This window comes from Cellulomonas sp. ICMP 17802, assembly GCF_041295535.1.
In the GTDB taxonomy this organism is placed as follows: Bacteria; Actinomycetota; Actinomycetes; order Actinomycetales; family Cellulomonadaceae; genus Cellulomonas.
Map to the genome: position 1 here is coordinate 23,770 of NZ_JBGFQZ010000002.1, position 21,139 is coordinate 44,908.

Annotated in this window: 18 protein-coding genes; 13 read left to right on the forward strand and 5 right to left on the reverse strand. The window is 73.5% G+C overall.

Annotated elements, in window-relative coordinates:
• The first annotated feature begins 108 nt into the window (after window positions 1-108).
• From kdpA to AB5970_RS03720, 6 genes are all read left to right on the forward strand, one after another.
• Complete coding sequence (gene kdpA, locus AB5970_RS03695; protein ID WP_370502558.1) at window positions 109-1,761, forward strand: potassium-transporting ATPase subunit KdpA; 1,653 nt, start codon at window positions 109-111, stop codon at window positions 1,759-1,761.
• Window positions 1,758-3,860, forward strand: a complete 2,103-nt coding sequence (kdpB, locus tag AB5970_RS03700) for a potassium-transporting ATPase subunit KdpB (RefSeq protein ID WP_370502559.1) — start codon at window positions 1,758-1,760, stop codon at window positions 3,858-3,860. Before kdpA ends, kdpB begins: the two co-directional genes overlap by 4 nt.
• Window positions 3,860-4,480: a potassium-transporting ATPase subunit KdpC gene (gene kdpC / locus AB5970_RS03705; RefSeq protein ID WP_370502560.1), complete on the forward strand. Its 621-nt coding sequence runs from the start codon at window positions 3,860-3,862 to the stop codon at window positions 4,478-4,480. Before kdpB ends, kdpC begins: the two co-directional genes overlap by 1 nt.
• Window positions 4,477-7,032, forward strand: a complete 2,556-nt coding sequence (locus AB5970_RS03710) for a DUF4118 domain-containing protein (RefSeq protein ID WP_370502561.1) — start codon at window positions 4,477-4,479, stop codon at window positions 7,030-7,032. The genes kdpC and AB5970_RS03710 overlap by 4 nt, the downstream gene beginning before the upstream one ends.
• Window positions 7,029-7,715 (forward strand): response regulator, encoded by a 687-nt coding sequence (locus AB5970_RS03715; RefSeq protein WP_370502562.1) that lies wholly within the window; start codon window positions 7,029-7,031, stop codon window positions 7,713-7,715. Before AB5970_RS03710 ends, AB5970_RS03715 begins: the two co-directional genes overlap by 4 nt.
• A 497-nt stretch (window positions 7,716-8,212) precedes the next feature.
• A complete protein-coding gene (locus AB5970_RS03720) occupies window positions 8,213-10,921 on the forward strand; it encodes a rhamnogalacturonan lyase (protein WP_370502563.1) in 2,709 nt (902 codons plus the stop codon).
• A gap of 159 nt (window positions 10,922-11,080) precedes the next feature.
• Here the strand turns inward: AB5970_RS03720 and AB5970_RS03725 are convergent, their stop codons facing one another.
• Together AB5970_RS03725 and AB5970_RS03730 are read right to left on the reverse strand one after the other, a co-directional pair.
• Complete coding sequence (locus AB5970_RS03725; protein WP_370502564.1) at window positions 11,081-12,160, reverse strand: acyl-CoA desaturase; 1,080 nt, start codon at window positions 12,158-12,160, stop codon at window positions 11,081-11,083.
• A 146-nt stretch (window positions 12,161-12,306) separates the two neighbouring features.
• A complete protein-coding gene (locus AB5970_RS03730; RefSeq protein WP_028049733.1) occupies window positions 12,307-12,510 on the reverse strand; it encodes a cold-shock protein in 204 nt (67 codons plus the stop codon).
• 300 nt (window positions 12,511-12,810) lie between these two features.
• On the opposite strand from AB5970_RS03730, the gene AB5970_RS03735 reads away from it, so the two are divergent.
• Window positions 12,811-13,218, forward strand: coding sequence for a YchJ family protein (locus AB5970_RS03735; RefSeq protein ID WP_370502565.1), 408 nt, complete (start codon window positions 12,811-12,813; stop codon window positions 13,216-13,218).
• Here AB5970_RS03735 and AB5970_RS03740 read toward each other — a convergent pair.
• Window positions 13,215-13,901 (reverse strand): NUDIX hydrolase, encoded by a 687-nt coding sequence (locus AB5970_RS03740; RefSeq protein ID WP_370502566.1) that lies wholly within the window; start codon window positions 13,899-13,901, stop codon window positions 13,215-13,217. The genes AB5970_RS03735 and AB5970_RS03740 overlap by 4 nt on opposite strands.
• A gap of 86 nt (window positions 13,902-13,987) precedes the next feature.
• On the opposite strand from AB5970_RS03740, the gene AB5970_RS03745 reads away from it, so the two are divergent.
• From AB5970_RS03745 to AB5970_RS03765, 5 genes are all read left to right on the forward strand, one after another.
• The gene (locus AB5970_RS03745; RefSeq protein WP_370502567.1) at window positions 13,988-14,992 is read left to right on the forward strand and encodes an SPFH domain-containing protein; all 1,005 of its coding nucleotides are present in this window, start codon (window positions 13,988-13,990) and stop codon (window positions 14,990-14,992) included.
• A gap of 1 nt (window position 14,993) precedes the next feature.
• Window positions 14,994-15,881, forward strand: coding sequence for a hypothetical protein (locus tag AB5970_RS03750; protein ID WP_370502568.1), 888 nt, complete (start codon window positions 14,994-14,996; stop codon window positions 15,879-15,881).
• Between the two features lie 39 nt (window positions 15,882-15,920).
• Window positions 15,921-17,441, forward strand: coding sequence for an ATP-dependent DNA ligase (locus tag AB5970_RS03755; protein WP_370502569.1), 1,521 nt, complete (start codon window positions 15,921-15,923; stop codon window positions 17,439-17,441).
• 138 nt (window positions 17,442-17,579) lie between these two features.
• Window positions 17,580-17,888 (forward strand): hypothetical protein, encoded by a 309-nt coding sequence (locus AB5970_RS03760; RefSeq protein ID WP_370502570.1) that lies wholly within the window; start codon window positions 17,580-17,582, stop codon window positions 17,886-17,888.
• Between the two features lie 52 nt (window positions 17,889-17,940).
• On the forward strand, window positions 17,941-19,017 hold the full coding sequence (locus tag AB5970_RS03765) for a hypothetical protein (RefSeq protein WP_370502571.1): 1,077 nt from the start codon (window positions 17,941-17,943) through the stop codon (window positions 19,015-19,017).
• Here the strand turns inward: AB5970_RS03765 and AB5970_RS03770 are convergent.
• Window positions 18,993-19,244, reverse strand: a complete 252-nt coding sequence (locus AB5970_RS03770) for a DUF4242 domain-containing protein (RefSeq protein ID WP_370502572.1) — start codon at window positions 19,242-19,244, stop codon at window positions 18,993-18,995. The genes AB5970_RS03765 and AB5970_RS03770 overlap by 25 nt on opposite strands.
• A 75-nt stretch (window positions 19,245-19,319) precedes the next feature.
• Here AB5970_RS03770 and AB5970_RS03775 point away from each other — a divergent pair, with 75 nt between their 5' ends.
• A complete protein-coding gene (locus AB5970_RS03775) occupies window positions 19,320-20,303 on the forward strand; it encodes an AraC family transcriptional regulator (RefSeq protein WP_370502573.1) in 984 nt (327 codons plus the stop codon).
• 4 nt (window positions 20,304-20,307) lie between these two features.
• Here the strand turns inward: AB5970_RS03775 and AB5970_RS03780 are convergent, their stop codons facing one another.
• Window positions 20,308-21,084, reverse strand: a complete 777-nt coding sequence (locus tag AB5970_RS03780; protein ID WP_370502574.1) for a DinB family protein — start codon at window positions 21,082-21,084, stop codon at window positions 20,308-20,310.
• Window positions 21,085-21,139: the final 55 nt, after the last annotated feature.

Genomic DNA, 21,139 nt, shown 5'->3' on the forward strand with positions numbered 1-21,139 from the left:
CGGACCGGTCATGACCGGGTTCGACCTCGCCGGGCTCGCGGTCGCGGGTGCGCTGCTGGTGTACCTCGTGGTGCAGCTGCTGCGCTCGGACAAGGTGAGGTGACCGAGGTGACCGCCGTGGCTCAGATCGCCCTCGTGATCCTCGTCCTCGCCGCCACCCACCGCCCCCTCGGCGACTACCTGTACCGGGTCATGTCGTCGACCAGGCACCTGGCCGTCGAGCGCGTCGGCTACCGGCTCATGCGGGTGGACCCCGACGCCGAGCAGCGCTGGAGCACCTACCTCCTGTCGCTGCTGGGCTTCTCGCTGGCGTCGGTGCTCGTGCTCTTCGGGCTCGCGCGGCTGCAGGACCGGCTGCCGCTCGACATCGGGGCCCCGGCCATGGACCCTGCGGGGGCGTGGAACGCCGCCGTCTCGTTCGTCACCAACACCAACTGGCAGTGGTTCTCCGGCGAGGTCGCCGCGGGCCACCTGCTGCAGATGGCGGGCTTCGCGGTGCAGAACTTCGTCTCGGCGGCGGTGGGCATCGCGGTCGTCGCCGCCCTGGCGCGGGGCTTCGCGCGGTCGGGTACCGACGGGCGCGTCGGCAACTTCTGGGCCGACCTGGTGCGCGCCTGCGTCCGCGTGCTGCTGCCGCTCGCGTTCGTCGCGGCGCTCGCGCTGGTGGCGGGCGGCGTGATCCAGAACCTGCACGCGCACACGGACGTCACCACGCTCGCCGGCGGCACGCAGGCGGTGCTGGGCGGGCCGGTCGCGTCGCAGGAGGCCATCAAGGAGCTGGGCACCAACGGCGGCGGGTTCTTCAACGCCAACTCGGCGCACCCGTACGAGAACCCGGCGCCGTGGACCAACGCGCTCGAGGTCGTGCTGCTCCTGCTCGTCCCGTTCGCCATGCCGCGGATGTTCGGCCGCATGGTCGGCGACCGCCGGCAGGGCTGGGCCATCCTCGCGGCCATGTCGACCCTGTGGGTCGCGGCCGTCGGGTTCCTCACCTGGGCCGAGCTGGCCGGCGCGGGCGCCGCGCCGCTGGCGGCCGGCGGGGCGCTCGAGGGCAAGGAGGTTCGCTTCGGCGAGGCGGCGTCGGCGCTGTTCGCGGCGTCGACGACGATGACCTCCACCGGCGCGGTGAACTCGATGCACGACTCGCTCACGGCGCAGGGCGGCGGGGTCGCGCTGGTCGGCATGCTGCTCGGCGAGGTGGCCCCCGGCGGCGTCGGCAGCGGCCTGTACGGGATGGTGATCCTGGCGATCGTCGCGGTGTTCCTGGCCGGGCTCATGGTCGGGCGCACGCCGGAGTACCTGGGCAAGAAGATCGGCCGCGAGGAGATCACGCTCGTCGCGCTCGCGGTGCTCACCATGCCCGCCGTGGTGCTGCTGGGCTCGGCGATCGCCATCTCGACGCCCGCCGGGCTGAGCGGGCTGCTCAACCCCGGCGCTCACGGCCTGTCCGAGATCGTCTATGCGTTCGCGTCCGCGGGGAACAACAACGGCTCGGCGTTCGGCGGCCTGACCACCGGCACGCCGTTCTACAACACGCTGCTGGGCCTGGCGATGCTCATCGGCCGGTTCGTGCCGATCGCGCTGGTCCTGGCGCTGGCCGGGAGGTTCGCACGGACCCGGCGCACGCCCGAGACGGCCGGCACGCTGCCCACCCACACCCCGCTGTTCGTCGGCCTCCTGGTCACGGTGACGCTCGTCGTCGTCGGCCTCACGTTCGTCCCCGTCCTGTCCCTCGGTCCTGTCGTGGAGTCGCTGTCATGAGCACGTCCGTCCTGTCCGCGCCGACGCCGCCGGTGGTCACGCCGTCGTCCGGCGCGCTCTCCGGCCACCAGCTGGCGAAGGCCCTGCCCGGTGCCCTGCGCGGGCTCGACCCGCGCCGGCTGTGGGACGCGCCGGTGCTGTTCGTCGTCGAGGTGGGCGCTGCGTTCACCACCGTGCTCGCCGTCGCGCAGCCGACCGTCTTCGCGTGGTCGATCGCCGTCTGGCTCTGGCTGACCGTGCTCTTCGCGACCCTCGCGGAGTCGGTCGCCGAGGGGCGCGGCAAGGCGCAGGCGGCCAGCCTGCGGGCCACGCAGCGGGACACGACGGCCCGCCGCGTGCTCGCGCCGCAGGACACGCTGGAGTCCTCGTCGGGGCTCGCAGACCTGCCGACCGCGCAGGTCGCGTCCTCGTCGCTGAAGGTCGGCGACGTCGTCGTGGTCGACGCGGGGGAGACGATCCCCGGCGACGGTGACGTCATCGAGGGCGTCGCGAGCGTGGACGAGTCGGCGATCACCGGGGAGTCCGCGCCGGTGATCCGCGAGTCGGGCGGCGACCGCTCGGCCGTCACCGGCGGCACGGTGGTCCTCTCGGACCGGATCGTCGTGCGCATCACCGCACCCGCCGGCCACACCTTCGTCGACCGGATGATCGCGCTGGTGGAGGGCTCGCAGCGGCAGAAGACGCCGAACGAGGTCGCCCTCAACGTCCTGCTCACCACGCTGACCATCGTGTTCCTGCTGGCCGTGGTCACGCTGCAGCCGTTCGCGATCTACTCGGGGGCGACCCAGCAGCTCGTCGTCCTCGTGGCGCTGCTGGTGTGCCTGATCCCGACGACGATCGGTGCCCTGCTCTCGGCCATCGGCATCGCTGGCATGGACCGGCTGGTCCGGCGCAACGTGCTCGCGATGTCGGGCCGCGCGGTCGAGGCCGCCGGCGACGTCGACGTGCTGCTGCTGGACAAGACCGGCACCATCACGCTGGGCAACCGTCAGGCGGCGGACCTGCTGCCCGCGGCGGGCGCCACGGCGGAGGACCTGGCCGACGCCGCGCAGCTCTCGTCCATGGCCGACGAGACCCCCGAGGGCCGCTCGGTGCTCGTGCTGGTCAAGGAGCGGTTCGGGCTGCGCGAGCGGCACGACCTGGCCGGCGCGGAGCTCGTGCCGTTCGCGGCGCGGACCCGGATGAGCGGCGTCGACCTGCCCGGTCGATCGGTCCGCAAGGGCGCCGCCGCGGCGGTCACCCACTGGGTCCACTCCACGGGCGGGCACGCGGGGCCGGACGTCGCGGCGACGGTCGACGCCATCTCCGCGTCGGGCGGCACGCCGCTGGTCGTCGCGGAGCAGCGCGGATCCGCCCCGGCGCGCGTGCTCGGCGTCATCCACCTCAAGGACGTGGTCAAGGACGGCCTGCGCGAGCGGTTCGACGCGCTGCGGGCGATGGGCATCCGGACGGTCATGGTCACGGGCGACAACCCGCTGACCGCGAGGGCGATCGGCGCCGAGGCCGGGGTGGACGACGTGCTGGCCGAGGCGACGCCCGAGGACAAGCTCGCGCTCATCCGGCGCGAGCAGGAGGGCGGGCGGCTGGTCGCGATGTGCGGCGACGGCACCAACGACGCCCCCGCGCTGGCCCAGGCGGACGTCGGGGTCGCGATGAACACGGGCACGACCGCGGCGAAGGAGGCCGGCAACATGGTCGACCTCGACTCGAACCCGACCAAGCTGCTGGAGATCGTCGAGATCGGCAAGCAGCTGCTCATCACGCGCGGGGCGCTCACCACGTTCTCGGTGGCCAACGACGTCGCCAAGTACTTCGCCATCCTGCCGGCCATGTTCGTCGTGGCGTTCCCGCAGCTCGGGGTGCTCAACGTCATGCACCTGTCGTCGCCGCAGTCGGCCATCCTGTCGGCCGTCATCTTCAACGCCCTCGTCATCGTGGCGCTGCTGCCGCTCGCGCTGCGCGGGGTGCGCTACCGGCCGTCGTCGGCGTCGGCCCTGCTGCGCCGCAACCTCCTGGTGTACGGGCTCGGCGGCGTGATCGCCCCGTTCGTCGGGATCAAGCTCATCGACCTGCTCGTCACTGCCCTGGGGATGTCCTGATGGCCACCGGAACCGATGTCGTGTCGTTCGTCCGCCAGTCGTGGGCGGGCCTCCGCGTCCTGCTCGTGCTCACGGTGCTGCTCGGGGTCGCCTACCCGCTGGCCGTCACGGGGGTCGCGCAGCTCGCGATGCCGTGGCAGGCGAACGGGTCGCTGGTCTCCTCGTCCGGCGAGCGCGTGACGTCGCGCGGGGACGCGGTCGGCTCGGTGCTCGTCGGGCAGTCGTTCGGCGGGCCGCAGTGGTTCCACCCGAGGCCGTCGGCCGCCGGGGACGGGTACGACACGCTGGCGTCGGCGGGCTCCAACCTCGGGCCGCTCAACGCCGACCTGGTCGCGGCGATCGAGGAGCGGCGCGCGACGGTCGCGGCGCTCGAGGGCGTCGACCCCGCGGACGTCCCGGCCGACGCGCTCACGGCGTCCGGCTCGGGGCTCGACCCCGACATCTCGCCGGCCTACGCGCACCTGCAGGCCGCCCGGGTCGCGCGCGAGCACGGCGTGCCCGTCGGGTCGGTGGAGGCGCTCGTCGACCGGCTCACCGTCGGTCGCGACCTCGGGTTCCTCGGTGAGCCGCGGGTGAACGTGCTGCGCCTCAACCTCGCGCTGCAGACAATGGGCTCGTGACCAGCGCTGAGCCCTCGGCTCCCGGCCGACCCGGCCGGCTCACCGTCTACCTCGGCGCGGCGCCGGGCGTCGGCAAGACGTACGCCATGCTCGACGAGGCCCACCGCCGGCTCGCCCGCGGCACGGACGTCGTCGTCGGCCTGGTCGAGGACCACGGGCGCGCCGCCACGGCGGCCCAGCTGGACGGGCTCGAGGTCCTGCCGCGGCGGGTGCTGGTCCACCGCGGCGTCTCGTTCACGGAGCTCGACGTCGACGCCGTCCTCGCTCGGGCGCCGCAGGTGGTGATGATCGACGAGCTCGCGCACACCAACGTGCCGGGCAGCGCCCACGCCAAGCGCTGGCAGGACGTGCACGACGTGCTGGCCGCGGGCATCGACGTGGTCACCACGGTCAACGTGCAGCACCTCGAGTCGCTCAACGACGACGTCGAGGCCATCACCGGCGTGAAGCAGAGGGAGACGGTCCCGGACCACGTGGTGCGCGACGCCGACCAGATCCAGCTGGTCGACCTGGCCCCCGAGGCCCTGCGCAGGCGGTTGGCGCACGGCAACGTCTACCGGGCCGAGCAGATCGACGCGTCGCTCTCCCAGTACTTCCGTGTCGGCAACCTCACGGCCCTGCGCGAGCTCGCGCTGCTGTGGCTGGCGGACCGGGTGGACGACGCGCTGGCCACCTACCGGCGCGACCACCGCATCGAGACACCCTGGCCGGCGCGGGAGCGGGTGGTCGTCGCGGTCACGGGCGGGCCCGAGGCGGACACGCTGCTGCGGCGGGGAGCGCGGATCGCGCAGCGCGCCGCGGGCTCCGAGCTGCTCGCGGTGCACGTGCTGGCCACCGACGGGCTGCCGTCCGCGGCGCCCGGGGCCATCGCCTCGCAGCGCCGGCTGGTCGAGTCGCTGGGCGGCACCTTCCACACGGTGGTCGGCGAGGACGTCGCCACGGCCGTGGTCGACTTCGCCCGCGGGGTGAACGCCACGATGATCGTCGTCGGGGTGTCCCGCCGCAGCCGCTGGCGCGAGGCGCTGTCCGAGGGCAACGGCACCGAGATCGCCCGGCTGGCCGGGGTCATCGACGTCCACCTGGTCACGCACGAGAAGGCGCGCGGGGGCCGACGACGACCGCGACGCTCGGCCCTGTCCCCGTCGCGCCGGGTCGCCGGCTGGGCGACCGCCGTGCTCGGGCCGGTGCTCCTGACGGCGCTGCTCAGCGCGCTGCGCGACGTGGTGAGCCTGCCCACCGAGCTCATGCTCTTCCTCGCGCTCACGGTCCTCGTCGCCCTGATCGGCGGGCTGTGGCCCGCGATCGTCAGCGCGGTGGTCGGGTTCCTGCTGCTCAACTGGTTCTTCACGGTGCCGACCGGGCACCTCACGGTCGACCAGCCGGAGAACGCACTGGCCCTCGGCGTGTTCGTGCTGGTCGCCGCGGGGGTCGCCTCCGTGGTCGACCTCGCCGCGCGCCGCACCGCCGAGGCGTTCCGGGCGCGCGCGGAGGCCTCCGCGCTCGCGGCGGTGTCCCGGTCGGTGCTGACCGGGGAGGACACGGCGGCCGCCCTCGTCGCGCGGCTGCGCGAGACGTTCACGCTCTCGGCCGTCGCGCTGCTGTCCGCCCGGGGGTCGGGCTGGGACGTGCTCGCGAGCGACGGCGCCGACCCCGCCCTGCGGCCCGAGGACGCGGACGCCGTGCTCACGGTCGACGACCGCCGTGTGCTCACCCTCACCGGCCGGGTGCTGCCCGCCGGCGACCGCCGCGTGCTCGAGGCGTTCGCGTCGCAGGTGGGCATCGTGCTCGAGCACGACCGACTGCGCGCGCAGGCCGAGCAGGCGCGCGTGCTCGAGCAGGCCGACTCCACCCGGACCGCCCTCCTGGCGGCGGTCTCGCACGACCTGCGCACCCCGCTGGCCACGATCCGGGCCTCCGTCGACGGCCTGTCGCTCCAGCTCGACCCGTCCGACCGCGCGGCGCTCGTGCTCACGCTGGCCGAGTCGACCGCGCAGCTCGAGCGCCTGATCGACAACCTGCTCGACCTGTCCCGGCTGCAGACCGGCAGCGTCCGGCCCGTGCTCCGCGCGACCAGCCTGGACGAGATCGTGCCGCTCGCGGTCGAGGGCTTCCCGCCCGGCGCCGTCGTCCTCGACGTGCCGGAGGAGCTGCCGTTCGTGCTCACCGACCCGGGACTGCTCGAGCGCGTCGTGGCCAACCTGGTGTCCAACGCCGTCCGGTACGCGGGCGGTGCCGGGCCGGTCCGGGTGAGTGCCGCGGTGGTCGGGCGTGGGATGGTGCTGCGCGTGGTGGACACCGGCCCGGGCGTGCCGGACGAGCTCAAGGCCCGGCTGTTCGCGCCGTTCCAGCGCCTGGACGACGGCGCCGGGACCGGGCTGGGGCTCGGGCTTGCGGTGGCCGAGGGCCTCGCGACGGCGGTCGGGGCCGAGGTCACCGCCGAGGACACCCCCGGCGGCGGGCTCACCATGCTGGTGACGGTCCCGCTCGAGAGCGCCCCGGCGACGTCCGGCGGCGCGGCTCCCGGGGACGACCCGGTCGAGGTCTCGTCGTGACCGGCAACCGCGTCCTGGTGGTCGACGACGAGCCCGGCCTGGCCCACGCGCTCGCGATCACCCTGCGCGCCTCGGGCTGGGACGTCGCGACGGCGGCCGACGGCGCCTCGGCGATCACCTCGGCGGCCTCCCGCGCGCCGGACGTGGTCCTGCTCGACCTGGGTCTGCCGGACATGAGCGGCCTCGACGTGATCACCGCGATCCGGGGCTGGAGCCGCGTCCCGATCGTCGTCCTGTCCGCCCGCCAGCACGGCGAGGACAAGGTGGATGCCCTCGACGCCGGGGCCGACGACTACGTGACCAAGCCGTTCGCCATGAACGAGCTCCTCGCCCGGCTGCGCGCGGCGGTGCGCCGGTCGTCCGTCCCGGACGACGCGTCCGAGGCGGTCGTCGTCGCCGGCTCGCTGACCGTCGACCTCGCCCGGGCCCGCGTGCTGCGCGACGGCGTCGAGGTGCGCCTGACCCCGACCGAGTGGTCGATGCTCGAGGTCCTCGTGCGCAACCGGGGCCGGCTGGTGGGCCGCCGACAGCTCCTTCAGGAGGTCTGGGGGCCGGGGTACTCCGACGAGACCCACTACCTGCGCGTCTACTCCGCCCAGCTCCGCCGCAAGCTCGAGGCCGACCCGGCCCACCCGCGCCACATCCTGACCCAACCGGGCCTGGGCTACACGTTCGAGGTCTGACGCCGGCGCGCCCTCCTGTGCGCCGCCGAGCCCTGAGGCGCGCCGCCGGCACTCCCTCTCACGTCCGAGCCCACCCGCCGGCGCCAGGTCGTGAGTTCGCGACGAGGTCGTCAGTTGCAACTCACGACCTCGTCGCAAACTGACGACCTCGCGCCTACTGCGCGCTCGCGGTGACCTCGCGCCTGCTGTGCGGCTCGCCGTGCCCCCCGCCAGCGCCCCACGGTGGGCCCACCCGCGGTCCCGACGGACCGCGGGCCGTCCGCGGCGGGCGCCCGCGAGGCCCGTGCGGCGGCGCGATCCCTGTCGCTGGATAGCGGTTTCCGTCGTCGGGAGCGCTCCCCTCGACGGAATCCGGCGAATGTCTCAGGACGGGTTGACTCGGGTGAACCAGGCGATACGGTCGTGGGCGGTCGGGGTCAAAGGCGCCCCCGGCCTTCCTCATGGTGGGCACCTTGCTCGCGCACGGGAAACTCGTAGGCGATTGAAAGGATTCAAGGATGAGTCTGACGCAAGGACGAGGATCGACGGCCCCCTGGCGCGGCCGAGCAGCACCCCGGCCGGGCCGCACGCTCGTGGCGATCGCCGGCTCCGCGGTGCTCGTCGGCAGCCTGACCGCGGTCCCCGCGACCGCGGCGCCGGCGGGCGTGGCGGACGCCGTCCGCGCGGCGACCGGCACCTCGGTCGCCGGTAGTCCGGCGGCTGCAGCGACCGGGGCGACCGTGCGGACCGGTTCGCACGGCTCCGCGCCCGGGCCGGACGGGCTCACGCTCGAGCGCGTCGATCGCGGCCTGGTCGCGGCGGTGACCGGGCAGGGCGTGTTCCTCAGCTGGCGGCTGCTGGCCAGCGAGGTCACCGGCGCCACGGCGTCGGGGCTCCTCGGCCCGGACTTCGCGGTGTACCGGGACGGCACGAAGCTGGGCACGGTGACCGACTCGACGAACTTCGTCGACCCGGCCGGCACGGCGACCTCCCGCTACCGCGTGGCGGCGGTGGTCGACGGCGTCGAGGTCGACGGCACCGAGGCGAGCCCGTGGGCCCAGCCGAGCCTCGACATCCCGCTGCACAAGCCCGCCGACGGGGTCACGCCCGTGGGCGGCGCGTACACGTACTCGGCGAACGACATGTCGGTCGCGGACGTGGACGGGGACGGCCAGTATGAGTACATCGTCAAGTGGGACCCGTCGAACTCGAAGGACGTCAGCCAGGTCGGCTACACGGGCAACGTCTACCTCGACGCGTACGAGCAGGACGGCTCGCAGCTCTGGCGCATCGACCTGGGCGTGAACATCCGGGCCGGCGCGCACTACACGCAGTTCCCCGTCTACGACTACGACGGCGACGGCAAGGCCGAGCTCATGATGAAGACGGCCCCCGGCACGAAGATCACGCGGTACGCCGCGGACGGGTCGGTGGCCTCCGAGGCGTACGTGACCCTGCCGCAGCGCGATCGCGACGCCGGCGTCACCGACGCCTCCGACTACCGGCTCAGCGCGTCCGGCTACTTCGAGCATCTGGTCAGCATGCTCGAGGGCTGGAGCAGCCACCCGGAGGTCGTCGCGGGGCACTGGCCGTCGACGGTCGAGGAGGCTCTCGGCATCCCGAAGCAGTACGCCTACCCGCTGAGCCACGAGGACGCGACGGCGCTGGCGAGCTACTTCGTCGACGTCTACGCGCCCAGCCGCAGCACCCGCAACCAGCTGCGGAGCTTCGAGGGCTTCATCGTCGACGGGCCGGAGTACCTCACGGTCTTCCAGGGGGCCACCGGCAAGGAGCTGCAGACCATCGACTACAAGCCGGGCCGCGGCGACGACGGCCTGATGTGGGGCGACTACGCGATGGCCCGCATCGAGCCGGCCAACCGCGTCGACCGCTTCCTGGCCGGCGTCGCGTACCTCGACGGGGCGACGCCGTCGGCGATCTTCGCCCGCGGCTACTACACGCGCACGACGGTCGTCGCGTACGACTGGGACGGGCGTGCGCTCAAGGAGCGCTGGTACGTCGACTCGGGCCACGTGCCGATGAGCAACCCGTTCAACGACAGCCCGCACGGACGCGACGGCACCGACCCGGTCTACGGGAAGCTCACCACGCAGGGCTTCCACTCGCTGTCGGCGGCCGACGTCGACGGGGACGGCCGGCAGGAGATCGTCTACGGCGGCGCGACGATCGACGACGACGGCTCCGTCCTGTACTCGTCGTTCGACACGCTCCCGGCGGGCTCGTCGGCACCCGGCACCGAGGCCCGCCTGGGTCACGGCGACGCGATCCACGTGACCGACATCGACCCGGACCGCCCGGGCCTGGAGATCTACACGTGCCACGAGGGTGCGACGGGCGCGCCGTACGGCATGGCCCTGCGCGACGCCAAGACCGGCGAGGTGCTGTTCGGCAAGTACTCGGGTGCCGACACAGGGCGCTCGATGATCGGTGACGTGCTGCCGGACGTCCGGGGCCTGGAGGTCTGGGCGAGCCTGCCCGGCGGGTCCGGGTCGCTCGGGCTGTACACGGCGACGGGCCAGTTCACGCCCGGCGCCATCCCGGGCACGAACATGAGCATCAAGTGGCTGCCGGACGGCACCACGCAGATCGTCAACGGCTCGGGCGACCAGGACGTCACGATCGACGACTGGACCCGCGGCCGCCAGCTCACGGCCACCGGCACGCGCGCCAACAACGGCACCAAGGGCAACCCGTCGCTGGTGGCGGACATCCTGGGCGACTCGCGCGAGGAGCTGCTGGTCCGCACCGCGGACTCGTCGGCGATCCGCGTGTTCACCAGCACGGCCCTGAGCCACCGGAAGATGTACACGCTCATGCAGGACCCGCAGTACCGGGTCGAGGTCGCCCGCCAGCAGACGACCTACAACCAGCCGTCGGACGTGGGCTTCTACCTGGCCTCGGACACGGACTTCACGCAGGTGCCCGTGCCGGCCTACTACGCGCCGGGCAGCATCGACGCGCTGCGGGACGCCACGAAGGCCCAGATCGCGACGGGGGCGATCACGGGCGTGGCGGTCGTGGGGCTGCTCGCGGCGGTCGAGGTGGCCGACAGGGCTGCCGACGCCGGCAACGAGAGGCTCGCGGCGAGGTCGCTCGGGGCGTACGTCGAGCTGCTGACACCGCGGACGAAGCTGTCCACGGTCACGCCCGCCGCGCGCGCGACGCTGGGGTACCAGGCCCAGCAGGTGATCTCGATGCTCTCTTGAGAGCGTCGAGGTGGGGCGGGGTCGCGGGTGACTACGCGTCCCCGCCCTTCTCACCACGGTTCTCGTGCGCGGAACCTCTGAATCCCGGGTCGGCTCCGGGGTGAGACGACGAAGCCCCCGCCGTCCGTGAGGACGACGGGGGCTTCGCTCTGCCGAGGGTCAGACGCGGTACATGGCCGTCATCGGGCAGTTGAACGGGTCGCGGTCCGGCTTCCCGACCGTGTTCAGGTACTTCACGATGATCGCGTACGAGCGGGGCAGCGACACCTGCACGTAGGGGATGTTGTGCTCGCGGCAGTAGGCCTCGACGATCGGCTTCGCGCGGCGCAGGGACGCGCGGGGCATCGACGGGAACAGGTGGTGCTCGACCTGGTGGTTGAGCCCGCCCATGAGCACGTCGACCCACTTGCCGCCGCCGATGTTGCGGCTGGTGAGCACCTGGCGGCGGAGGAAGTCGAGGCGCGAGTCCTTGGGGATCAGCGGCATGCCCTTGTGGTTCGGGGCGAACGAGGCGCCCATGTAGAACCCGAAGACGCCCATCTGCACGGCCAGGAAGACCAGCGCGATCGGCCAGGACATGGTGAGCAGGACGAGGGCGAGGCCACCGCCGAGGCGGATGGTCATCATGACGATCTCGGCGGCGCGGTGCTCGAGCTTGTCCCGCGACGAGAGGCGCTGGATCGCGGCGAGGTGCAGCGCGAGGCCTTCGAGCAGCAGGAGCGGGAAGAAGAACCAGCCCTGGTGGTTCAGGTACCAGACGCCCAGCTTCGACGTCTTGCGCGCCGCCTGCTCGGGCGTGAAGGCGAGGGCCTCGAGCTCGATGTCGGGGTCGTAGTCGATCTTGTTCGGGTTGGCGTGGTGGCGCGTGTGCTTGCGCTGCCACCAGCCGTAGCTGAGGCCGACGAAGAGGTCGGCGAGCACGAGCGACGTCCAGTTGTTGGCGCGGCCGTCGGAGAAGATCTGCCGGTGCGCGGCGTCGTGCCCGAGGAAGGCGACCTGCGTGAGGATCACGGCGGCGGCGAACGCGACGGCGATCTGCCACCAGGAGTCGCCGACCAGGATGATCGCGGCGACCAGGCCGGCCACGGCGACGACGGCGGCGGAGAGCCGCACGGCGTAGTGGGCGGGCCGGCGCTTCATCAGGCCGGCGGCCTGCACGGTCCGGGTCAGCTCGGTGAAGTCGCTGACCGCGCGGTCACGCGGGCGGGGAGGTGTGGGGGTAAGCGTCGAGGAGCTCATGGCATCCGTCCTGTCGGTCGTGCAGTGCGCGGCGCGAGTGCGGTCGGTGCTGAGCGAAAGAAAGGGCGCCTCGGTGGTGATGCGACGAGACCCCGGCCACAAGAGGCCGGGGTCCCGTGCGATGGAGCTATGAGCTCAGCTCAAGCTCAGAGAGGCGTGATGTTCGACGCCTGCGGGCCCTTGGGGCCCTGCGTGACCTCGAACTGGACCTTCTGGTTCTCCTCGAGCGTGCGGTAGCCGCTCGTCGTGATGGCGCTGTAGTGCGCGAACACGTCGGGGCCGCCGTCCTCGGGGGCGATGAAGCCGAAGCCCTTCTCGGCGTTGAACCACTTCACGGTGCCAACAGGCATGATGTTCTCTTCTCTCACGTGCGGTATGGACAACTCCCGGATGACCGGGACCGGTATTCACGGTGTTCGTCGTCCGTCTCCGAGGTGGTCCTCGAGAACGTCCTGCCAGGGTCTCCCCGTGGCCGTCATGACAAGCGATGCACTGCGACTACAGACACAACCGTACGGCACAATGGGCTCGACCGGAACGTGGGAAGCGAACTGGTCTGCTCGGAACCCCCGGTGCGGAGGGTCCGGGCCGCCCCTGCGAGCCCCCGCGACCTGTTGCTAGGTTCGCCGGGACGAGAGGCGGGGAGACCGATGACCGAGACCGACGACCGCTGTCCGTGCGGGTCGGGCGAGACGTACGGCGAGTGCTGCGGCCGCTACCTCGCGGACGGCCGCACGGCTCCCACCGCCGAGGCGCTGATGCGCTCGCGCTACACGGGGTTCGCCACCGGCGCCACGCACTACCTCCTCGTCACCTGGCACCCCAGCACGCGCCCGGACGAGCTCGAGCTGGACCCGGCCATGGTCTGGCACCGGCTCGACGTGCTGGCCACCGACGCGGGCGGCCCGTGGGACGACACCGGCACGGTCGAGTTCGTGGCGCACTACCGGTTCGACGACGGGACCGCGATCGGCAAGCGCGGGCGCCTGCACGAGACCAGCCGGTTCGTGCGCGAGGACGGTCGCTGGCTCTACGTCGACGGCGGCATCGGCGCCTAGCCGGGGTCGCGCGTGAGCGGGGGGTGCAGTGCGGTCGTCGGGCCGCCCCGGTACAGGGCAGCCGGTCGGCCGGGGCCGTCGACGACCGTGCGACCGGTCTCGGTGAGGAAACCCGGGGTGCTGGTCACCTTGCGGTGGAAGTTGCGGGGGTCGAGTGCGGTTCCCCACACGGCCTCGTACACGCGGCGCAGCTCCGAGACGGTGAACTCCGGGCCGCAGAACGCGGTGGCCAGCGACGTGTACTCGAGCTTGGCCCGCGCCCGTTCGACCCCGTCGGTGAGGATCGCGTGGTGGTCGAACGCGAGATCGTCCGCGAGCGCGTCGGCCACCGGGACCCAGCCGGCCGCGGCGGCGTCGCCCCCCGGCTCCGCGTCGGGCAGGCCGGGGGCGAGGGCGAGGTAGGCGACCGAGACGACGCGCATGCGCGGATCGCGGTGCGGGCTGCCGTAGGAGCCCAGCTGCTCGAGGTGAGCGCCGCCCCGGTGCAGTCCGGTCTCCTCGGCCAGCTCGCGGCTCGCGGCGTCGGCGAGGTCCTCGTCGGGTCGCACGAACCCGCCCGGGAGCGCGGGACGGCCGACGAACGGGTCCTCCCCGCGCGTGACCAGCAGGACGTGCAGCGCGTCGTGCCGCACCGTGAGCGCCACCAGGTCCACGGTGACGGCGAACGGCGGGAACGGCGGCATGCGGGCGACTTTATATCGTCAGGTTGACGATAACAAGCACCGGTGGTTAAGGTCGATATGACGATAAATCCTGGAGAGGATCCGAGATGGCCACCATCAAGCGCTACCCGTTCGCCCGCCACCTGCGCACCGCCCCCACGTCGCACGTGCTGCACCTGCACGCCGGGCGCCTCCGCCACGACGGCGCGGGCCTGGCCTTCTGGTTCCGGCCCCTCTCGGCCGTGATCAGCGAGATCCCCGTCGACGACCGCGAGCTCCCGCTCGTCGCCCACGCCCGGACGGCCGACTTCCAGGACGTCGCGGTGCAGGTGACGGTGAGCTTCCGCTTCGAGGACCCGGCGCTGGTGGCCGGCCGGCTGGACTTCGCCATCGACCCCGACACCGGTCGGTGGACGGGCAACCCCCTGGAGCAGGTCGCGCACCTGCTCAGCGAGCTGGCGACCGGGCAGGTCATGGACGCGCTCGCCGGGATGACCGTCCTGGAGGCGGTGACCTCGGGCGGCGGGGCGCTGCGGCGGCTGGTGACCGAGGGCCTGCTCGCCGACGAGCGCCTGGCATCGACCGGGATCCAGGTGCTCGGCGCGCGGATCGGCTCGGTGCGGGCCGAGGCGGACATGGAGCGGTTCCTGCAGACGCCCGCGCGTGAGCAGGCCCAGGGCGAGGCCGACAAGTCGACCTTCCAGCGCCGGGCGCTCGCCGTCGAGCGCGAGCGGGCCATCGCCGAGAACGAGCTGGCCAACCGGATCGAGCTCGCGCTGCGCGAGCAGCAGCTGGTGACCCAGGACGGCGCGAACGCCCGGACCCGGGCCGGCGAGGCGGCGGCCGCCGCGCTGATCGAGGCGAACGCGGCCGCGGAGCGCCAGGGCCTGCTGGCCGAGGCGAACGCGCACAGCACCCGGATCGTCGGCGAGGCCGAGGGTGCCGCCGAGGCTGCTCGGCTCGCCGCGTACGCGGGTGTGGACCGCGAGGTGCTGGCCGCGCTCGCGATGCGGGAGCTGGCCGGCAACCTGCCGAGCATCGGCAACCTCACCGTCACCCCCGACCTGGTGACCGGGGCGCTGGCCGGCCTGGTCGGCACCAAGGGGGCGTGACGTGGTGCTCGCCCCGCGGGTGGTGGTCGTCCACCGGCGCACCGAGCTCGACGGGTTGCTGGAGCGGCACGGCACCCGGGGGCAGGCGGAGTTCTTCCTGCGGACGCGCGGCCGCACCCTCGCCGACGTGCAGGGCCGGCACGACGCCCAGGAGGCGGCGCTCGGCGAGGTTCGCGCGGCCGTGCCGGGCGAGTGGCGACGGGGCGACGTCGAGCGGGAGGACCTGTACCGGTTCGGGTTCGAGCCCGGGGACGTCGTCGTGGTCGTGGGCCAGGACGGGCTCGTGGCCAACGTCGCCAAGTACGTCGGCACGCAGGTCGTCGTCGGCATCGACCCCGAGCCCGGGCGCAACGCCGGCGTGCTGGTGACGCACCGGCCGCGGGAGGCGCGCGACCTCCTGCAGGCCGTCGTCCGAGGCGGTGCCTCGGTGCAGTCGCGGGCCATGGTGAGCGCGACTCTCGACGACGGGGAGTCGCTCGATGCGCTGAACGAGGTGTTCGTCGGCCATCCGAGCCACCAGTCGGCGCGGTACCGCATCGGGGTCGCGGGGGCCGTCGAGCCGCAGTCGTCGTCGGGCCTGATCGTCGCCACCGGGACCGGCGCCACCGGGTGGGCGGCGTCGATCCACCGCGAGCGTCGGGGCGGAGCCGAGCTGCCGGGGACGGCCGACCGGGCGCTCGCCTGGTTCGTGCGCGAGGCGTGGCCGTCGCCGTCGACTGCGACGTCGCTCACCGCCGGGCGGCTGGTGGACGGAGAGGTCCTCACGGTGGTGGTGGAGTCGGACGCGCTCGTGGTCTTCGGCGACGGGCTCGAGGCCGACCGGCTCACGGCCACCTGGGGGCAGACGATCACCCTGGCGCTGGCGGGACGGGCCCTCCGCCTGGTCTGAGCGGCGGCGGATGTGGGCGTGCGGCGGGAGGATGCGGACATGCTGTTCGCCGACCTCGCCACGACCTCGTCCGCGCTGGCGACGAGCCGGTCGCGGCTCGCCAAGCGCGCGCTGCTGGTGGACCTGTTGCGCCGGACCCCGCCGCAGGACGTGGGAGTCGTCTCGCGCTACCTCGGTGGACAGCTGCGGCAGCGCCGGACCGGCCTGGGGTGGCGTTCGCTGAGCTCGCTGCCGCTGCCCGCCGCAGAGCCCAGCCTGACCGTCGCGGAGGTCGATGCCGCGTTCGAGGCGATGTCGCTGCTGTCCGGCCCGGGCTCGGGCGCCGCGCGCAGCACGCAGGCCGCGGCCCTGTTCGGTGCCGCGACACCCGACGAGCAGCGACTGCTCCGAGGGCTGGTCACGGGGGAGCTGCGGCAGGGGTCGCTCGACGCGCTCCTGCTGGACGCGGTCGCGGAGGCCGCCGGGGTTCCTCCGGAGATCGTGCGCCGGGCCGCGATGCTGGCCGGCGACACCGAACCCGTCGCGGTGGCTGCGCTGACGACTCCGGATCCCGCCGCCGCGCTCGCGGGCTTCTCGCTCGTCGTCGGGAGGCCCGTGCGGCCGATGCTCGCGCAGTCGGCGCCGGACGTCGACGGCGCGTGGGCGAGCCTGGCGCCCGGGCCGGTCGTCGTGGACTCCAAGCTCGACGGCATCCGCATCCAGGTGCACCGGCAGGGGCCCGAGGTCCGCGTGTTCACGCGGAGCCTCGACGAGATCACCGGTCGCGTGCCGGAGATCGTCGCCCGGGTGCTCGACATGCCGGCCACCGACCTGGTGCTCGACGGCGAGGCGCTCGCCCTGGGGCCGGACGGGCGTCCGCGACCGTTCCAGGAGACGGCCTCGCGCTCGGCCACCCGCGACGCCGACGTCGCCGCGGCGGTCACGCTCACGCCGTTCTTCTTCGACTGCCTGCACGTCGACGGGACCGACCTGCTCGACGAGCCGCTGCTGCGCCGGCTCGAGGCGCTCGACGCCGTGGCGGGACCCTCGGTGGTGGACCGGCTGGTGACCAGCGACGCGCCGGCGGCGCGCGACTACTTCGCGGGTGCGGTCCGGGCCGGGCAGGAGGGCGTCGTCGTCAAGGCCGCCGGCGCCCCGTACGAGGCCGGGCGCCGCGGCGCCGCGTGGATCAAGGTCAAACCGCGCAACACCCTCGACCTCGTGGTGCTGGCGGTCGAGTGGGGGTCGGGGCGCAGGCAGGGGCTGCTGTCGAACATCCACCTCGGCGCCCGAGACGGCGACGGGTTCGTCATGCTCGGCAAGACGTTCAAGGGCATGACCGACGAGATGCTGCGGTGGCAGACGGAGCGGTTCACCGCGCTGGCCGACGGCCCGACGGACGGGTACGTGGTGCACCTGCGGCCCGAGCAGGTGGTGGAGATCGCGTTCGACGGGCTGCAGCGCTCGTCGCGGTACCCGGGCGGGCTCGCGCTGCGGTTCGCGCGCGTGGTGCGGTACCGCGACGACAAGCCGGCGGCCGAGGCGGACACGATCGACACGGTGCGGGCGCTGGCCGGCTGACCCGGCGGGCCTGCGGGGTCCGTGCCTACGATCGCCGCGTGGATGCGAGAGCCGGCGGCGCCGTGACCGGCCCGGCGGCGGGGCGGCCGCAGGACCGGGCTTCCGTGGTGCGGGTTCCGACGACGGCCGCGGCCTGACGTGTTCCGTCGGCGGACCGGGTGGGACCTGGCGGACGCGACCGAGCGCCACGCGGCGGCGCCGGACAGGTTCCGGGTGCCCGGCGACGAGGTGCTGGCGGCCCTGCGGGTGGGCGACCGGGTCAAGGTCATCGTCGTGCCTCGGCAGGGCCTCGAGGAGCGCGTGTGGCTGACCGTCGTCCGGGTGGGTGAGCTCGAGCTCGAGGGGCGGCTGGAGAGCGAGCCGGTCGAGGTGCGCGGCCTGCACGCCGGTGATCCCGTGGTGCTCGAGAGGCGCCACGTCGTGACGGTGACACGGCCGCTCGGCTGAACCTGGGGACGACCGGACCGCGACGCCCCGCCCGGCCCTACGCTCGTCCCTCGTGGAGACCGCCGCGCAGCCCGAGCCGCTCGTCTGGACGGCGTGGACCACGGACGCGTCGTTCGTCCGGCGGGCCGTCGGCGCGCAGTGGCGGCACCAGCTCCGTCGCCCGCAGCTGGTGGTGCTCGAGGTGCTGTTCGGCGCCCTGCTGCTGCTCGGGGTCGTCACCCGGTCCGGGCCGACGATCGGCGTCGTCGGCGTGGTGGTGGTGCTCGGGCTGACCGGCTACGTGACCGGGCGCGTCCGCACCGCTCGAGTGCTCCCGGCGGGTTCGACGATCCGGGTCGCGGTCGGTGACGACCGGCTCCACACGCAGGGGCCGCTGGGCTCCGCGGCGGTCCGGTACGGGGTGTACGGACGGGTGCTCGTGCGGCGCCGTCTCGTGCTGCTGGAGAACCGCACGAGCAAGCAGCTGGTGCCCTACCCGAGGGAGCTGTTCCCGGACACGGTGCTCGCGGTCCTGCAGGAGCGGGTCCGGGTGGCACTGCCGGTCGGTGCGGACGCCCCGGCTGATGCGTCGCCGGGTGCTGCCCGCCCGGGCGAGGTGGTCAGCTTCACCACCGACGCGGGGTACGTGCGTCGCCTCGCGGGTGCGTACCTCCGGGAGGTGACGTTCGCGCCCGTGCGCGTCGCGGCGCTTCTCGCCACGATCCTCGTCGGGTCCGCCGTGATGGTCGCCCTGACCGGCGACCCGTCCTCCGGATGGGTCGCGGGCGCGATCTTCGCCGCGTTCATGGTCGGGGTGATGGTGTGGGTCGTGTGGCGCCAGCAGGTCCGGATCGTGCGGCAGCTCACGCGGCAGGTGCCCGCGGGGTCGGTGTTCCGGGCTGCGGTGGGCGCCGAGTCCCTGTGGATCGAGGGGCCGGCCGTCGCCGGCGAGACGCGGTGGAGCGCGTTCCGGTCGGTCTCCGTGCGGGGGGAGTTCGTGTTCCTGCAGGCCCGGGAGTCGCGCGTCCGCTCGATCCTGCCGGTCCAGCTGTTCCCGGGCGGCTCGCTGCGCCTGGTGCGCGAGCGGGTCGGCGCCGCAGGGCCTGCGACGCCGACCGTGGGGGCTCAGGCGCCCTCGTCGACCCGGTAGATCTCGTCGGCCACCAGGCCGTGCGCCTCGCGATGCACGGTGGCGGCGGTCTCCGCGTCGGGGGCGTCGACGAGGCAGAAGATCTTGCCCTGCGACTCGTCGACCCAGTACTTCAGGTAGTTGACGTCGTAGGCCCCCTGCGTGGCGAGGTCCGCCTGGTGCGCCTGCGCGACGTCCTTCATCCCGACGGGTCCGTCGACCCGGTGGATGTCCATGAACAGCGGCATGTCCGTTCTCCTTGCTCCGATGGTCGGTGTGACACGATCAGCGTCGTGGCGAGTACGGCTGCGGACCATGACCGGTTGCCCGGTGCTCCTGATCGGGACCCCACGCCCCCCGACCTGCTGCAGGTCTCGCTGGACCGGCTGCGGCTGGAGGGCGCGGTCTTCCTGCGCGCCGAATACCGCGAGCCGTGGACCTACGAGTCTCTGAGCGGCCCGGCCACCGCCGCGCTGCTGCGGCCCGGCACCAGTCGCGTGGTGCTCTTCCACGTGGTCGCGTCGGGCACCTGCTGGATCGCCGTCGACGGGGGCGCCAAGCACTGGGCCGGCACCGGCGACGTCATCGTGCTGCCGTACGGCGACCAGCACCGGATGGGCGGCCTCGAGGACGCCGACGTGGTGCCCATCTCGACGTTCATGCCGCCGACGCCGTGGGCGCAGATGCCGGTGCTGCGCTACGGCCGGGACGGCTCCGAGACCGACGTCGTCTGCGGCTACCTGCACAGCCGGGATCCCCTGTTCGACCCGGCGCTGCGCGCCCTGCCGCCGGTGTTCGTGGTGCACCCCACCGGGCCGGCCGCGCAGTGGGTGCGGGCGAACATCGAGTACGCGCTGCAGCAGACGTCCGCGGGCACCCTCGGGATCCCCACCCGCCTGCCCGAGCTGCTGCTGGTCGAGGTGCTCCGGCTCCACCTCGCGTCGGCGCCGGCCATCGACCAGGGCTGGACGGCGGCGCTCCGCGATCCCGTGCTGGCGCCCGCGCTGGCCGCGATGCACCGGCGGCCCGAGCAGAAATGGACCGTCGAGCTGCTCGCGCGCGAGTCGCTGGTGTCCCGGTCGCTGCTGGACACCCGGTTCCGCGAGGTGCTCGGGCGGTCGCCGATCCGCTACCTCACGGAGTGGCGGATGCACGTGGCGCAGGACCTGCTGGCGACCACCGACGTCGGCGTCGTCGCGGTGGCCCACCACGTCGGGTACGAGTCCGAGGAGGCGTTCAGCCGGGCGTTCAAGCGCAGCGTCGGGGCGGCGCCCAGCGTCTGGCGGGCGGACCACGCGCGAGGCTGAGGGCTCAGGCGCGCTCCTCCAGCACGGCCAGGTCGCGCTCGGCGTACATCCGGTGCGACCACTCCTCGTTGAGCACCACGAGCAGGCACTCGCGGACCGGGAACGTCGCGCCCTCGTCGGGCCACCCCGGGCCCACCAACGGCTCGGTGCGGCGGTCGAGCTGCTCGTCGGTGAGGCCGTCGACCACCCCCCGCACCATCGCCATCGCCGCGTGCCGCAGGGCGAGGGCCTCGTCCAGCGAGGGCCGCGCGGCCCGGTCCCGCGGCACTCCGGGTCGGTCGCGCATCTCGTCCCAGGGCAGGGACAGCGGGTGCCACGGGCTCCAGTCGTGCAGCAGGCAGCGGCCGACCCACGACTCGCTGGCGAACGCGAGGTGGCGCAGGGTCTCGATGAACGACCACTCCTCGTCGACCGACTCGTGCAGCCGTCCCGGCGGCAGCCGGCGGGCCCGCTCGACGGTGGCCGACCAGAGCCGCTCGTTGAGGTCCCAGGCCTCGCGGAACCCGTCGGCGGTGGTCGGGCGGAACTTCGGCCGGTCCGGGTAGCGCTCGTCCAGCGCGGCCTCGACCAGCGGCACGACGTCCACCCCGTTGATGACGAGGTTCTGGATCCAGCCGTCGAAGCTGGCGTCCACCAGCTCGACGCCGCGCATCACGACCTGGGCCAGCTCGACCGACCGGAACGTCGCGCCCGTGAGGTTCACCGACGCGAACCGTGCCCCGCGCAGGTCCGCGTGCTCGAACCGGGTCCCTCGGAGATCGGCGCCGTCGTCGGAGCTCATGCCGACCACGCTAGGACCGGCGTCCGACATCGCGGCAGACCGGTCACGGAGGCTG

What these genes read in the sequence shown, in the direction of transcription:
- kdpB (WP_370502559.1), top strand. Translation starts at nt 1,758, where the DNA reads ATGAGCACGTCCGTCCTGTCCGCGCCGACGCCGCCGGTGGTCACGCCG.
- kdpC (WP_370502560.1), top strand. Translation starts at nt 3,860, where the DNA reads ATGGCCACCGGAACCGATGTCGTGTCGTTCGTCCGCCAGTCGTGGGCG.
- AB5970_RS03720 (WP_370502563.1), top strand. Translation starts at nt 8,213, where the DNA reads ATGAGTCTGACGCAAGGACGAGGATCGACGGCCCCCTGGCGCGGCCGA.
- AB5970_RS03725 (WP_370502564.1), bottom strand. Translation starts at nt 12,160, where the DNA reads ATGAGCTCCTCGACGCTTACCCCCACACCTCCCCGCCCGCGTGACCGC.
- AB5970_RS03730 (WP_028049733.1), bottom strand. Translation starts at nt 12,510, where the DNA reads ATGCCTGTTGGCACCGTGAAGTGGTTCAACGCCGAGAAGGGCTTCGGC.
- AB5970_RS03735 (WP_370502565.1), top strand. Translation starts at nt 12,811, where the DNA reads ATGACCGAGACCGACGACCGCTGTCCGTGCGGGTCGGGCGAGACGTAC.
- AB5970_RS03740 (WP_370502566.1), bottom strand. Translation starts at nt 13,901, where the DNA reads ATGCCGCCGTTCCCGCCGTTCGCCGTCACCGTGGACCTGGTGGCGCTC.
- AB5970_RS03745 (WP_370502567.1), top strand. Translation starts at nt 13,988, where the DNA reads ATGGCCACCATCAAGCGCTACCCGTTCGCCCGCCACCTGCGCACCGCC.
- AB5970_RS03755 (WP_370502569.1), top strand. Translation starts at nt 15,921, where the DNA reads ATGCTGTTCGCCGACCTCGCCACGACCTCGTCCGCGCTGGCGACGAGC.
- AB5970_RS03770 (WP_370502572.1), bottom strand. Translation starts at nt 19,244, where the DNA reads ATGCCGCTGTTCATGGACATCCACCGGGTCGACGGACCCGTCGGGATG.
- AB5970_RS03780 (WP_370502574.1), bottom strand. Translation starts at nt 21,084, where the DNA reads ATGAGCTCCGACGACGGCGCCGATCTCCGAGGGACCCGGTTCGAGCAC.